The 13972-nt window shown below is 64.8% G+C and carries 14 protein-coding genes; 6 read left to right on the top strand and 8 right to left on the bottom strand.

The window, feature by feature from the left end; all coding sequences use genetic code 11:
* The first annotated feature begins 4 nt into the window (after window positions 1-4).
* The 3 genes from fdhD (at window position 5) to PCJ21_RS08730 (ending at window position 1538) form a co-directional block, all read left to right on the top strand.
* Window positions 5-832, top strand: coding sequence for a formate dehydrogenase accessory sulfurtransferase FdhD (gene fdhD, locus PCJ21_RS08740; protein ID WP_269931000.1), 828 nt, complete (start codon window positions 5-7; stop codon window positions 830-832).
* Window positions 822-1076 (top strand): formate dehydrogenase subunit delta, encoded by a 255-nt coding sequence (locus tag PCJ21_RS08735; RefSeq protein WP_269930999.1) that lies wholly within the window; start codon window positions 822-824, stop codon window positions 1074-1076. The genes fdhD and PCJ21_RS08735 overlap by 11 nt, the downstream gene beginning before the upstream one ends.
* 147 nt (window positions 1077-1223) lie before the next feature.
* Window positions 1224-1538: a hypothetical protein gene (locus PCJ21_RS08730; protein ID WP_269930998.1), complete on the top strand. Its 315-nt coding sequence runs from the start codon at window positions 1224-1226 to the stop codon at window positions 1536-1538.
* Between the two features lie 30 nt (window positions 1539-1568).
* Here the strand turns inward: PCJ21_RS08730 and PCJ21_RS08725 are convergent, their stop codons facing one another.
* A complete protein-coding gene (locus tag PCJ21_RS08725; protein ID WP_269930997.1) occupies window positions 1569-2210 on the bottom strand; it encodes a DedA family protein in 642 nt (213 codons plus the stop codon).
* A 196-nt stretch (window positions 2211-2406) separates the two neighbouring features.
* Window positions 2407-3171, bottom strand: coding sequence for a DeoR/GlpR family DNA-binding transcription regulator (locus tag PCJ21_RS08715; RefSeq protein ID WP_269930996.1), 765 nt, complete (start codon window positions 3169-3171; stop codon window positions 2407-2409).
* A 218-nt stretch (window positions 3172-3389) separates the two neighbouring features.
* Between PCJ21_RS08715 and PCJ21_RS08710 the strand changes: the two genes are divergently transcribed.
* The 3 genes from PCJ21_RS08710 to PCJ21_RS08700 all read left to right on the top strand — a co-directional run bounded on the left by PCJ21_RS08710 (window position 3390) and on the right by PCJ21_RS08700 (window position 7274).
* A complete protein-coding gene (locus PCJ21_RS08710) occupies window positions 3390-4274 on the top strand; it encodes a phosphotransferase (RefSeq protein ID WP_269930995.1) in 885 nt (294 codons plus the stop codon).
* Window positions 4275-4276: 2 nt separating this feature from the next.
* A complete protein-coding gene (locus PCJ21_RS08705; protein WP_269930994.1) occupies window positions 4277-6718 on the top strand; it encodes a GcvT family protein in 2442 nt (813 codons plus the stop codon).
* 73 nt (window positions 6719-6791) lie between these two features.
* On the top strand, window positions 6792-7274 hold the full coding sequence (locus PCJ21_RS08700; protein ID WP_269930993.1) for a CAP domain-containing protein: 483 nt from the start codon (window positions 6792-6794) through the stop codon (window positions 7272-7274).
* Window positions 7275-7700: 426 nt separating this feature from the next.
* Here the strand turns inward: PCJ21_RS08700 and PCJ21_RS08695 are convergent, their stop codons facing one another.
* The 6 genes from PCJ21_RS08695 to PCJ21_RS08670 form a co-directional block, all read right to left on the bottom strand.
* A complete protein-coding gene (locus tag PCJ21_RS08695) occupies window positions 7701-8621 on the bottom strand; it encodes a DMT family transporter (RefSeq protein WP_269930992.1) in 921 nt (306 codons plus the stop codon).
* Window positions 8622-8736: 115 nt separating this feature from the next.
* Window positions 8737-8991, bottom strand: coding sequence for a hypothetical protein (locus tag PCJ21_RS08690; protein ID WP_269930991.1), 255 nt, complete (start codon window positions 8989-8991; stop codon window positions 8737-8739).
* A 100-nt stretch (window positions 8992-9091) separates the two neighbouring features.
* Window positions 9092-10384: an amidohydrolase family protein gene (locus PCJ21_RS08685; RefSeq protein WP_269930990.1), complete on the bottom strand. Its 1293-nt coding sequence runs from the start codon at window positions 10382-10384 to the stop codon at window positions 9092-9094.
* Window positions 10381-11322, bottom strand: a complete 942-nt coding sequence (locus PCJ21_RS08680) for an ABC transporter permease (RefSeq protein ID WP_269930989.1) — start codon at window positions 11320-11322, stop codon at window positions 10381-10383. Before PCJ21_RS08680 ends, PCJ21_RS08685 begins: the two co-directional genes overlap by 4 nt.
* Before the next feature lie 2 nt (window positions 11323-11324).
* Window positions 11325-12374: an ABC transporter permease gene (locus PCJ21_RS08675; protein WP_269931122.1), complete on the bottom strand. Its 1050-nt coding sequence runs from the start codon at window positions 12372-12374 to the stop codon at window positions 11325-11327.
* Entirely contained in the window at window positions 12364-13899 is a 1536-nt protein-coding gene (locus PCJ21_RS08670; protein WP_269930988.1) for an ABC transporter ATP-binding protein, read from the bottom strand. Before PCJ21_RS08670 ends, PCJ21_RS08675 begins: the two co-directional genes overlap by 11 nt.
* Window positions 13900-13972 lie beyond the last annotated feature (73 nt).

Genomic DNA, 13972 nt, shown 5'->3' with positions numbered 1-13972 from the left:
TGCAGTGACCGCCCGCCCCGCGATCACCCAGACTTCCCGCCTCGCCCGCCGGGCGAGCGGGACGGCGGTCGCCAACCGCATGGTGCCGGAGGAGACGCCGGTGGCGCTGTCCTACGGCGGCACAACGCATGCGGTGATGATGGCGAGCCCGGCCGATTTCGAGGATTTCGCGCTCGGCTTCTCGCTGACCGAAGGCATCGTCGGTTCGGCAGCCGAGATCGAGGCCATCGAGGTGCTCGACGTCGAGGCCGGGATCGACATCCAGATCAGGCTGCTCGACAAGGCCAATACGCGCTTCGAGCAGCGCAGGCGCCGCCTCGCCGGACCGGTGGGCTGCGGCCTCTGCGGCATCGAGTCGATCGAGGAAGCGATGCGCTCGGTCTGCGACGTGCACCGGCCGACGCTCCACCTTTGCGCCGACGACATCGTGCAGGCGGTGAAGATGCTGTCGAAGATGCAGCCGCTGCATGCCGAGACGGGTGCGGTTCATGCCGCCGGCTTCTACATACCCGGCAAGGGCGTGGTCGCGGCGCGCGAGGACGTCGGTCGCCACAATGCCCTCGACAAGCTGGCCGGGGCGCTCAGCCTGGCCGGCATCGACGGCAGCTCGGGCGCTGTCGTGGTGACCAGCCGCGTCTCGGTCGAGATGGTGCAAAAGACGGCGGCCATCGGTGCGCCCTTCATCATCGCTGTCTCGGCACCCACGGCTTTGGCCGTCCGCACTGCCGAGCAGGCCGGCATGACGCTCGTGGCGCTGGTGCGCGGCGACGATTTCGACATCTTTACCCATCCAGATCGTGTGAATACCGGAGCCGCGAAAAATGTCGCATGACGATGAAGACAGGATGAGCACCAAGCAGAAGCTCGTCTACATGGCAAACCAGATCGCGACGTTCTTCGATTCCAAGCCGCATGACGAGGGCGTGGCCGGCATTGCCGAACACATCAACAAGTTCTGGGATCCGCGCATGCGGCGCCAGTTCTTCGAGATGGTGGACGCCGGCGGGGCAGGCATGAAGCCGACGGTCATTGAGGCTTCGGCCAGCATCAGGCGGCCCAGGCAGGACGCAGCCTAGGGCACAGACACCCGGACACACCATGCCAGCGGCGACGCACGAACCCGTGGCGTCGCCGTTTTGCTTCCATGCAGCCCCTGTCGCAGCGCATGCGCGAGGATTATGATGGCGCCGCAGGAGGCCATGCAACCCTGATGGGAGAGCATGATGTTCGTGGCACGGTGGAAGATCGATGCCCGCTTCGGGCACAAGCAGAGCGCTATCGAGTTGATGCGCCAATGGGAACGTGAGATCGGCCCCCAGGCCGGAGTCGACAAGATGGCGATGCAGATCCTGAGCGGATCGATCGGCGCCAAGGAAGCCACCATCGAAGTGAACCACACCGTGGAGAGCCTGGCGCAGTTGGAAGACATGTTCGCCAAGATCGCCAGGATCGACGCCCATGCCAAATGGGGCAAGCAACTCGAACCGTTCGTCGTGTCCGGCTCGTCCTACTGGAACATCTATCGCGTCGTCGAATGACAAGGCCCGCCCGAAGGGCGCGCTGATCTGTCAAGGTTGCGCATCGTGCTCCCCGAAAGCCTGGTCCGGTTTCGGGGCTGACGTTTCGGGTGCCTTTCGGGCGCTTTGACGCAGTGCCAGAATGAACACGATTTCGGCGACGACGACGATGGCGACGATGCGGAAGCCAATCGTCACCGGGTCGTGGTCGCCGTCGCGCATCAGATAACCACCGATGAGAAACGCGCCGCTCCAGAGGAAAGCGCCGATCAGCGTTGCCAGCGCAAAGGGTAGGAACGACAGCCGGAGAACGCCGGCTTCGAGTGCCAGGTAGGTGCGCGCGACGGGCACCAGCTGCGCCACCAGCGACGCGCGGAAATTGTTGCGGCGATAGGCCTGGGCCAGCCGCTGATAGGTTTCGTGACGAAGGAATACGTAGCGGCCGAAGCGCTTGACGAAGGCGTCGGCGCGTTCGTGGCCGAGCCGCGTACCACCCGCATACCAGATCATCGAGCCGAGCGTCGAACCGACCGTGGTCGCCGCCATGAACTGGACGAGCGTGGGAACGTCTGGCGCAACAGTCATGCCGAGGAAAAGCAGCAGGACATGCGACGGCGGCACCGGCGAGATCTTTTCGGTGAAGGCGAGGCAGGCTGCGCCGACAAGGCCGAAACCGAGAAAGGAAGGGATCATGCGAAGCGCCAGTCGTAGCTCTTGGCCGGTTTCATCCTGACGATACGGTAAACCGAGGCCGGAGGAATGTTGCGGAAGGTGTGTCCAACACGCGTGACCTCCAAGTCAAGCCTGTCGAGCGCGTCTGGTCGATCGGGCGCGCGGCGCAAACAAGGGTGCCGGCTTCAAGCTGGTCTTCCCGGCGGCCTGAAACCTCTTAGGCGCCGGCGACGTGGAGCGATGTCGCGGCGTCCGCCAACGCCTGCGCCAGTTCGGGCGACGGCTGCCTGTCGGTGAACAGCTCGCCGAAGCCGCCAAAACCGCAGACCTGGACCAGTCCCTGGCGGCCGAACTTGGTATGATCGGTGACGACGATCGCGCGCTGGCCGCGCGACAGCACGACGCGGGCGAATTCCGCTTCCTCGAGATTGTAGTCCATGACGCCGTTGGCAAGGTCGACCGCGCCCGCCGAGATTACCGCATGGGTGACGGCGAAACGGCTGACGAATTCGATGGCCGAGACGCCGAAGGCGGCGCCACTGTCGCTGCGCAATTCGCCCCCCGCCATGTAGACCTTGTTGCCGTTGATGGTGGCCAGCGTGCGGGCGATGTCGGACGAGTTGGTGACGACCGTCAGCCGGCGATGGCCGAGCAGTTCGCGCGCCAGGTAGCTGGTGGTCGTCCCGGTGTCGAGCATCACCGACTCGCCGTCGCGGATGGTTGCGGCGACGGACCTGGCGATAGCGCGTTTGGCATCGGCGTTCTCGCGCATGCGCCGTTCGAACGGCGCTTCGCCCACCACCGACGGCAGCCCGATGGCGCCGTGCATCTTGAGGATCGAGCCGTCCGAAGTCAGCGGTTTGACATCGCGGCGCACGGTTTCGAGCGACACGCCGAGCTTGTCGGCGAGGTCGGCAATGGTGATCGTGCCTTCATCCTCGAGCAGGCGCAGGATTTCGCTGTGACGCTTGGAGTGGTTCATCGAGCTGCCTTGGTCAACGGTGGTGCGGCGCGGCCGCTTCTGACGATAGAACTGACTGGTTCAATACGAATTGCCGTCACTTCCCAACAAATACAGTCATAAAAGCAAATAAAGCCACAAAGCTGCGTTGACATCGGTCGTTCCGCTGCGTGAGACTACCCCCAATAAGAAAAAGGCGCGACCGCCTGGAACGCGTCGTGCACAGCATGGAGGGGCCGATGACGTCGAGCGAAGATCGCATTCGCGCGTTGCCGCTGTGGAACGGCGTCGTGACCATTTCGCCGCTCAAGGGCGGCATCAGCAATGAGAGCTGGCTGGTCGAGGACCGCAATGGCCGCCACGTCGCCCGCTTCGGCAAGGATTATCCGTTCCACCACGTCTCTCGCGAGCGCGAGGTGATGGTGGCGCGCGCCGCCCACGAGGCAGGCTTTGCGCCCGAACTGCGCTACGCCGCGCCGGGCGTGATGGTGAGCGAGTTCCTCGGCGCCAAGACCTACGGCGCCGACGACGTGCGCGCCAACGCAGCGCGCATCGCGCACATGATACGGCGCTTCCATACGGAGATGCCGAAGCATGTATCCGGACCGGGCTTCATGTTCTGGGCCTTTCACGTCATCCGCGACTATGCCCGCACGCTGGCCGCAGGCGGCAGCAGGATGGCAGCGGAGCTGCCACGCTATCTGGACTTGGCGGACCGGCTGGAACAGGCGCAGGCGCCGCTGCCGATCGTCTTCGGCCACAACGACCTGTTGCCGGCCAACTTCCTCGACGACGGCGACAGGCTCTGGCTCATCGACTTCGAATATGCCGGCTTCTCGACCGCGATGTTCGACCTTGCCGGCACCGCTTCCAATGCCGGCATGACGGCGGAGGAGTCGGACGAACTCCTGACCTCCTATTTCGGCGACAAGCCGGACCAGGCGATCCGCCGCTCGCATCAAGCCATGCAATGCGCCTCGCTGTTGCGCGAGGCGATGTGGAGCATGGTCTCGGAGATCCACCTCTCCGCCCCAGGCGTCGACTATGTCGCCTACACCGCCGAGAACCTCGACAAGCTCGAGGCGGCGCTCGAAACCTATCGCACGCAATACGGAAAGCTCTGATCATGGCCCTTCCCTCGCATGCCCAGATCGTCGTCATCGGCGGCGGCATCATCGGCTGCTCGACAGCCTACCACCTCGCCCGCGACCACAAGGCCGACGTCATCCTGCTCGATCAGGGCAAGCTGACTTCGGGCTCGACCTGGCATGCGGCGGGGCTGGTGGGGCAGCTGCGCTCATCGGCCTCGATCACCCGGGTGCTCAAATATTCGGTCGAACTCTACAAGGGGCTGGAGGCCGAGACCGGGCTTGCCACCGGCTGGAAGATGACGGGCTGCCTGCGCCTCGCCACCAACCAGGATCGCTGGACCGAGTACAAAAGGCTGGCGACGACGGCGAAAAGCTTCGGCATGGACATGCAACTGGTGTCGCCCGAAGAGGTCAAGCGCATGTGGCCGCTGATGGATACCTCGGACCTCGTCGGTGCGTCATGGTTGCCGACCGACGGCCAGGCGAGCCCATCCGACATCACCCAGTCGCTGGCCAAGGGCGCGCGCATGCATGGCGCGAAATTGTTCGAGAACGTGCGCGTGACCGGCTTCGAGATGAAGGACGGCCGCATCCTGAAGGTTATGACCGACCAGGGCGACATCACCTGCGACAAGGTGGTGAACTGCGCCGGCCAGTGGGCGCGCCAGTTGGGTGCAATGGCGGGCATCAACGTGCCGCTGCAGCCGGTCAAGCACCAGTACATCATCACCGAGAAGCTGGCAGGCCTCGCCACCGACGCGCCGACGTTGCGCGATCCCGACCGCCGCACTTACTTCAAGGAAGAGGTCGGCGGGCTGGTCATGGGCGGCTACGAACCGAACCCGCAAGGCTGGACCACAGGCGACGTGCCCAACGACTGGGAGTTCCGCCTGTTCGACGACGATTTTGATCACTTCGAGCAACACATGGTGCAGGCGATCGAGCGCGTGCCAGGACTGGCCGATGTCGGCGTCAAGCAGATGATCAACGGTCCCGAGAGCTTTACGCCCGACGGCAATTTCATCCTCGGCGTAGCGCCGGAATGTTCGAACATGTTCGTCGGCGCGGGCTTCAACGCCTTCGGCATCGCTTCGGGGGGCGGCGCCGGTTGGGTGCTGGCGCAATGGGTGGTCGACGGCGAGGCGCCGCTGGACCTCTGGGTGGTCGACATCAGGCGCTTTTCGGGCCTGCACCGCGACCGCCAGTGGGTGTCGGACCGTACGCTCGAGGCCTATGGCAAGCACTACACGATCGGCTATCCGCACGAAGAATATGCGAGCGGCCGGCCCTACATCGTCTCGCCGCTCTATGAGCGGCTGAAGAAGCACCGCGCCGTGTTCGGCTCCAAGCTCGGCTGGGAGCGACCCAACTGGTTCGCGCCGGAGGGCGTGGAGCCAAAGGACGTCTACGCCATGGGCCGGCAGAACTGGTTCGCACCGGTCGGCGACGAGCACCGGCATGTGCGCGAGGCGGTGGGCGTCTTCGACCAGTCGTCCTTCGCCAAATACGAAATGACGGGCAAGGATGCGCAAAAGGCGCTCGACTTCATCTGCGCCAATGACGTGTCGAAGCCCAAGGGCAGGCTGACCTACACGCAGTTGCTCAACACGCGCGGTGGCATCGAGGCCGACCTTACCGTGGCGCGGCTGGCGGACGACAAGTTCTATATCGTCACCGGCACCGGCTTCCGCACCCACGACCTCGCCTGGATCAGCGACCACATCCCGGCTGGGCTGGACGCAAAGCTGGTCGATGTGACCGAGCAGTTCGGCACGCTGTCGCTGATGGGGCCGAAGGCGCGGACAGTGCTCGAAGGGGTCACCGATGCCGAGGTTTCCAACGCTGCCTTCCCCTTCGGCCATGTGCGCGAGATCGCAATCGCCGGTGCGACGGTGCGGGCGCTGCGGGTCACCTATGTCGGCGAACTCGGCTGGGAATTGCATGTGCCGATCGAGGCCACCGGCGAGGTGTTCGACGCGCTGATGGCGGCGGGCGCAGCACACGGCATCCGCCCCATCGGTTATCGCGCGCTTGAATCGCTGCGCCTGGAAAAGGGCTATCGCGCCTGGGGTTCCGACATCACCCCCAACGACACACCGTTCGAGGCAGGTCTTGGCTGGGCGGTGAAGCTCAGGAAGGACGCCGACTTCCTCGGCCGCAAGGCGCTGGAAAAGCTCGGCAACGCACCGCTGACCAAGCGGCTCGCCTGCTTCACCGTCGACGACAAGGATGTCGTCCTTGTCGGGCGCGAGACAATCCTGCGCGACGGCCAGGCGGTCGGTTACCTGACCAGCGGCGGCTACGGCTACACTGTCGGCAAGAACGTCGGCTTCGGCTATGTCCGCAACGCCAGCGGCGTCGACGACGCCTTTGTCACTGGCGGCAATTACGAATTGGTGGTGGCCATGACGCGGGTGCCGGCAAACGTGCATCTTGAGCCGCTGTTCGATCCGGCTGCGGCGCGGGTGAAAGGCTGAGCACTCGCCAAAAAGCCATGATCTGCCTTATCAACGGTCGGCCGAAAACGGACGACAAGACAAGGACAACATCATGGCGCGACTGACAGGCACGGCAATGCGGGCGACCGCCCTTGGGTCCCTGCTGTTTTTGGTCGCCTGCCAGACGGGCTCCAACGTCGCCGGCGATGGCGCCGGCGCGTCGGCCACTGGCGTCACCTACCTGCAGACGATCCGCTCGGAACATGGCTTGCCGCCGCTCAACCCGGACTCCGCACTGGAAAAGGCCGCACTCCAGCAGGCGGCCTACATGGCGCGCAGCGGCAAGATGGAGCACACCACCGGCTGGGGCAAGGATTTCGCCGCGCGCATGAACGACAACGGCGTCGCGGGTGCTGCAGCCGAGAACATCGCCCATGGCGGAATGGAGCCGGCCAAGCTGTTTTCGATGTGGATGAATTCCACCGGTCATCGCCGCAACATGCTCGACCCGCGCTTCAACAAGTTCGGCCTCGCCTATGTTCGGGAAGCCAAGGGCAGCGACAAGCGCTACTGGGCGCTGGTGCTTGGGCGGTAGGCCACGCCTGCTTCGGCCGGCTATCGACTGGACCCGAATTTCTTGACCGTTGGCAGGTGCCTTGACCGTCACGGCATGGATTCCCGACACTCTCCGCTCGTTTCACTCGCTCACGAGGTCGGGAATGACGAGCTTCATTTGCCGTCACCGCCACCGCCAGTCGTTACCGCCAATCGCATACTTTGAAGGATTTGCGGAGATGGCCCCACTTCCGTCATTCCCGACCTCGTGAGCGAGCGCAGCGAGCGGAGAGTGTCGGGAATCCATGCCGTGACCGTGACGGGAGCCACCAACGGTCCAGAACACCTCGAACGAACCCCATATTGCGAGGCGGCGACCAGGACGCCGCCGTTTCAGACCAGCGCGCGCCCTTCATTGGCGGAGAGAACTTGCCGGCAGGCTGGCGACGACCGCGCAGCCGCCCGTTCAATGCACGCTGGTCGGCACCGTCTCGGGTTCGGCCTTGTCGACAACCTTCTGGCGGTGGAAGATGAACAGGCCGGCAAGCACGATGATGGCCGAGCCGATCAATCCCTGCGCATCCGGATAGTCGCCGAAGAAGGCGATGCCAAATACCACCGCCCACAACAGCAGCGTATATTGCAGCGGCGCGAGCAGCGACGCAGGCGCGAGCTTGAGCGCGCGCGTGATCATCAGATGCGCGGCACACGAGACAACGCCGAGCAAAAGCATGGCAGACCAGTCTAGCGCTGTCGGCGAACGCCAGTCGGCAATCGCCAGAATGGCGCCAACAGCGAGCGCGCCCAGCGTCTGCCAGGTGACCAGGGTCGTGTCGTTGGTGGCGCGCAGCTTGCGGCTGAGAATCAGCGTGACCGAGAACGACAGACTGCCGACGATGGCAAACAGCGATGCCAGTGACAACGAGGCAGTGGAAGGACGCAAGGCGATGACCACGCCGCAGAAGCCGAGCACGATGGCGATCCAGCGCCGCCAGCCAACTTTTTCGCCGAGGAAGAAATGTGAAAGTGCCGCGATGTAGATCGGGCCTGCCATGTAGAAGGTCATGACGTCGGCCAGCGGCAGATAAGCGACCGCTGCATAGAAGAACGCCGTGTCCGCCGTGGCGAGCACTACGCGCAGCACCTGCAGGCCAGGGCGCTCGACCTTGGTCAGCGGCGCGATACCCTGCTTGGCGATCATCGGCCCAAGGATGATGAACGCGCCGATAGAGCGGATGAACAGCACCTGGCCAACGGAGAAGCTGGTCACCAGCCATTTGCCCATGGCGTCATTGAGGGCGAACATGAAGTCGCCCAAAAGCATGAGCAGCACGCCCGCGAGAACGAGGTTGCTCTTGGGGAGAGCGAGGGCTTGTCGAAATGTCATGGTGTCTGCGTCCGTCGGACAACGGGTCCGGAAGGCGCCTATCTAGGCCGTCACGGCGATATTGGCGAGGGCAAACTGGCTTTCGCCATGCGTTGCTGCGTCGCAGCGTGGCTCTTTAGGGCTTCGGCGCCACGATGATCGGGCGATAGACGACAAATGCCCGGTCCCAGTCATCGATCTCGCTGCGGCGCCGGAACTCGGCGCGGCGGTCGAGCTCGATGCGCTGCAGGCACTCGGCAAAGGCGTCGTTGCGCTTGGTGAAGCCATAGGAGCGGCACTTTTCCTCGTCGAGCGCGCGCTGTTCCTCCGCCGAGACGCAACCGGCAAGCATGACGGCAGCGAGCAGCAACAAGATGGCTCTGGGCTTCATGGCGACACCTCGCATTCAAACCTGATTCCGCAAGGCGATTCTAGGCCTGCGACCGGTCTTCGGAAAGAGCGAGACGGTGATGGAGCCTGAACGCCCGGTCTCAGTTCCCCTGCGGCGGCACCACATGGCGGCGGTTGATGGTTGCCGGGCGGCCCTTGATCGACAGCGCGGTGTCGCGCTTCGGACGCTCGGCCACGACCTTGCCCCTGGCGACGACGCAGAGCCTTTCGGCGCGCAGGCGCACCGCCTCGATCGGGTTGCCGGCGTCGAGCACGACGAGGCTCGCCGTCTTGCCGACTTCGAGGCCAAGATGGTCGAGGCCCATGATCTCGGCATTCACCTTGGTGACCATGTCGAAGCAGCGGCGCATGTCTGATGGAGACGACATCTGGGCAACGTGCAGTCCCATGAAGGCGACGTCGAGCATGTCGGCCGTGCCGAGCGAGTACCAGGGGTCGAGCACGCAGTCCTGACCCCAGCCGACGCGGATGCCCGCCTTCAGCATTTCCGGCACGCGCGTCATGCCGCGGCGCTTGGGATAGGTGTCGTGGCGCCCTTGCAGCATGATGTTGATCAGCGGGTTGGGGATGGCCGAGACGCCAGCTTCCGCAATCAGCGGCAGGAGTTTCGAGACGTAATAATTATCCATCGAGTGCATCGACGTCAGGTGCGATCCGGCCGCCCTGCCCTGCAGTCCCAGGCGCTGCGCCTCGTAGGCGAGCTGCTCGATGTGGCGCGACAGCGGATCGTCGGTCTCGTCGCAATGCAGGTCGACCATCAGGCCGCGATCGGCTGCGATCTCGCACAGCTCCGTCACCGAGCGCGTGCCATCGGCCATGGTGCGCTCGAAATGCGGGATGCCGCCGACGACATCGACGCCCATGTCCAATGCGCGGATGGTATTCGCGCGGGCCGTCGGCGAGCGGTAGAGCCCATCCTGCGGGAAGGCGACGAGTTGGAGATCGATGTAGGGCGCGATCTCCTTCTTGACCTCGAGCAGGGCTTCAACGGCGAGCAGGCGGTCGTCGCAGGTGTCGACATGGGTGCGGATGGCGAGCAGGCCCATCGACACCGCCCAGTCGCAATAAGCGAGCGCACGCTCCTTCACCGCCTCGTGGGTGAGCAGCGGCTTGAGCTCGCCCCACAGCGAGATGCCTTCGAGCAGCGTGCCCGAGGCGTTGATGCGCGGCAGGCCGTAGGACAGTGTCGCATCCATGTGGAAATGCGGATCGACGAAGGGCTGGCTGACGAGGTTGCCAGAGGCGTCGACGACCTGACCGGCCGAAGCATCTATGCGCGGTTCGATCGCGGCGATCTTGGCACCCTTGATGCCGATATCGGCAACGGTTCCATCTGATAGCGTGCCGCCACGGACGATCAGGTCAAAGCTCATCTTTCGCCTTTCTGGTAGGGGATCATCAGCGCCTTGGGATAGGTAGCGCGGCGCGCCACCAGGATCAGAGCCAGGATCGATAGTGCGTAGGGCATCATCAGGAACACCTGGTACGGCACGATGCCGCCGGATAGTTGCTGAAGCCGGACCTGGTAAGCGTCGAAAGCGGCAAACAGGATGGCGCCGATCAGCGCCTTGCCCGGCCGCCAGGAGCCGAAGACCACCAACGCGATGCAGATCCAGCCGCGGCCGTTGATCATCTCGAAGAAGAACGAGTTGAACGCCGACATTGTCAGGAAGGCGCCGCCGACCGCCATCAGCGCGCTGCCAGCCATCACGGCGCCGATGCGGATGGCGGTGACGGAGATGCCTTGCGCCTCGACAGCCGACGGGTTCTCGCCGGCTGCGCGAACGGCGAGGCCGACGGGCGCGCGGTAAAGCACCCAGGCAACGACGGCCACGGTGAGGAAAGCCAGATAGGTCAGCGGCGTCTGGGTGAACAGGGCTTCGCCCAGCACCGGGATCTTCGACAGGCCGGGAATCGGCAATGGCTGGAACGCCTCGATCTTCGGCGGCGACGTCACTTCCGGCAGCGCCAGGCGATAGGTGAAATAGGTCAGGCTGGTGGCAAGCAAGGTGATGCCGATGCCGACGACATGCTGCGACAGGCCGAGCGGCACCGTCAGCGTCGCGTGCAGCAGGCCGAACATAGCGCCTGCAAGGGCGGCCACCAGCACCCCGGTCCACAGGTCGCCACCGGCATAGACGGTGAACCAGCCGGCGAAGGCGCCGGCCGTCATGATCCCCTCAATGCCGAGATTCAGCACCCCTGCCCGTTCGCAGATCAGTTCGCCCATGGTGGCGAAGATCAGCGGAGAGGCGATGCGGACGGCGGCGACCCAGAACGAGGCGGTGAAGAGGATTTCAAGCGCGTCCATGGTCACCTCCACCTCACCCTGAACCGCGTCAGAAGGATCGCCACCACCATCGTCAGCAACGAGGTGGCGACCATGACGTCGGCGATGTAGCTCGGAACCTTGGCGACGCGGCTCATCGAATCCGCGCCGACGAAGATACCGGCAACGAAGATCGCCGAGGCGATCACGCCGACTGGATTGAGCATCGCCAGCATGGCGACGACGATGCCCGAATAGCCGTAGCCCGGTGACAGGTCGAGCGTCAGGTTGCCCTTCAGCCCGGAAACCTCGGAAAAGCCGGCAAGCGCTGCCAGGCCGCCCGAGAGCACAGCGGTCTTCATCAGCACCTTGTTGACCGGAATGCCGACGAAGCGCGCGCCTTCGGGATTGTTGCCGACGGCGCGCATTTCGTAGCCGAGCGCAGTCTTCTTCATGATGACCCAGACGACGATGGCCGAGACGATGGCGATGACGAAGCCATAGTGAAGCCTCTTGCCCTGGATGATGCGCGGCAGTTGCGCTTCAGCAATGACCTTTTGCGACTGCGGCCAGCCAAGGCCCATCGGGTCCTTTAGCACGCCTTCAAGCAGCATCGACACGAACAGCAGAACGATGAAGTTGAGCAGCAGCGTGGTGACCACCTCGTCGACGCCGAAGCGCGTTTTCAGAAAGGCGGGGCCAAGCAGCAGTGCAGCGCCTGCCGCCATCGCGGCGATCATGATGACGGGGATGAGCACGGGCGCGGCGAGAGGCAACGCGCCCGTGCCGAGCACCACCGTCACAACGCCGCCGATATAGAGCTGCGCTTCCGCCCCGATGTTCCATAGCTTGGCGCGGAAGGCGACGGCAACGGCAAGGCCGGTGAAGATCAGCGGCGTGGCGCGCGTCAGGGTTTCGAGCAGCGCGAACTGCGACCCTGCCGCTCCCTTGGCGACGAGATAAAACACCGACAGCGGCGACGCGCCGGCGACAAGCACGAGCAGGGACGTGAAGACGAGTGTCGCGGCTATCGCTGCGACCGGATAGATCAGCGTGACCGCCAGCGACGGCGCGGGTTTCGGCTCAAGCCGCATGGTCGCCTCGCTCGTCGCCATGTCCGGCCATCAGTTCACCCAATTCGCGTATGGTCCTTTCACCGCGCGCCGATGGAGCGGAGAGCCGCCCTTTCGACATCACGACGATGCGGTCGGAGAGCGCCATGATCTCTTCGAGATCTTCCGAGATCAGCAGCACCGCAGCCCCTCTTTGACGCGCGGCGAGCAGCATGCGGTGGACATAGGAGACCGCACCGACGTCGAGCCCGCGCGTCGGCTGGCTGGCGAGGATCACCGCCGGCTCGGGATCGAGGGCACGGCCGAGGATCAGCTTTTGCATATTGCCGCCCGAAAGCAGGCGGATGCGCGCCTCCGGCGACGGGCATTTGACGTCGTAGTCGGCAATGATCTTTTCGGCGAACCGGCGCGCCGCCTTCCAGTCGAGAAAGCCCATCCGGCTGAAGCGCTCCGAGCGATAGCGCTCGGCGATGACGTTCTCCGTCACGCTCATGTCGCCGATGGTGCCGACCGCGTGCCGGTCTTCGGGGATGCGGGCGACGCCGTGGCCGAGGGCCGTGCGCGGCGACCATTCGCCCATTGGCGCGCCGCCGATGACGATCGTGCCGGCGGTGGGACGCTCGGTGCCTGAAATCAGCGCCGCAAGGGCAGCCTGCCCGTTGCCGGATACCCCGGCAAGCCCGGTGATTTCGCCAGCGCGCAGGCTGAGCGAGACGCGGTCGAGCGCCGCGCCGTTGCGGCGAGCGGTCGAAACGTTGTCGAGAACCAGAAGCTCCGCGCCGGGTTCGACGGCTGCGACCTCGGCCGGCTTGACCTCCTGGCCAACCATCAGCGCCGCCAGTTCCTTGCGTTCGGTGTCACGCGTCAGGCGCTCGCCGGACAAGCGGCCCGAGCGCAGCACCAGGACGCGGTCGCTGACGGCCATCACCTCGTTGAGCTTGTGCGAAATGAAGATGATCGACAGCCCCTTGGCAACGAGGAGCTTGAGCGTGCGGAACAGCGCGTCGGTTTCGGCCGGCGTCAGCACCGCCGTCGGCTCGTCGAGGATCAGGATGCGGGCGTCGCGGTAGAGCGCCTTGAGGATTTCGACGCGCTGGCGTTCGCCGACCGAAAGCGACGCGACGGTGGCGTCCGGTTCGACCGCGAGGCCGAAATCGGCGGCGAGCTGGCCGATGCGCCGGCGCGCGGCGGCCCTGTCAAGGCGCGGGCGCCACAAGCTTTGGGTGCCGAGCGAGATGTTCTCCAGCACCGTCATGTTGTCGGCGAGGGTGAAATGCTGGTGCACCATGCCGATGCCGGCATCGAGCGCGGCGCGCGGATCGCCCGGCGGCAGCTGGTTGCCGAACGCTTCCACCGATCCCCCGTCGGCGACATAGTGGCCGAACAGGATGTTCATCAGCGTCGTCTTGCCGGCGCCGTTCTCGCCGAGCAGAGCGATGACCTCGCCACGCTGCAGGTCGAAGGAAATGGCATCGTTGGCCACGAGCGGGCCGAAACGCTTGGTGATGCCGGAGAGGCGAAGGACGATGCTGGGCTCTGTTGTCATGAAGCGGCGGCGGCTGGAGGTCCCTTCTCCCCGTTCACGGGGAGAAGGTGGCCCGGAGGGCCGGATGAGGGGC

The sequence above is a fragment of the Aminobacter sp. HY435 genome (assembly GCF_027568395.1).
Taxonomy (GTDB): Bacteria; Pseudomonadota; Alphaproteobacteria; order Rhizobiales; family Rhizobiaceae; genus Aminobacter.
The sequence above is the reverse complement of the archived record's forward strand: the minus strand, read 5'-3'. Positions and strand labels throughout refer to the sequence as shown.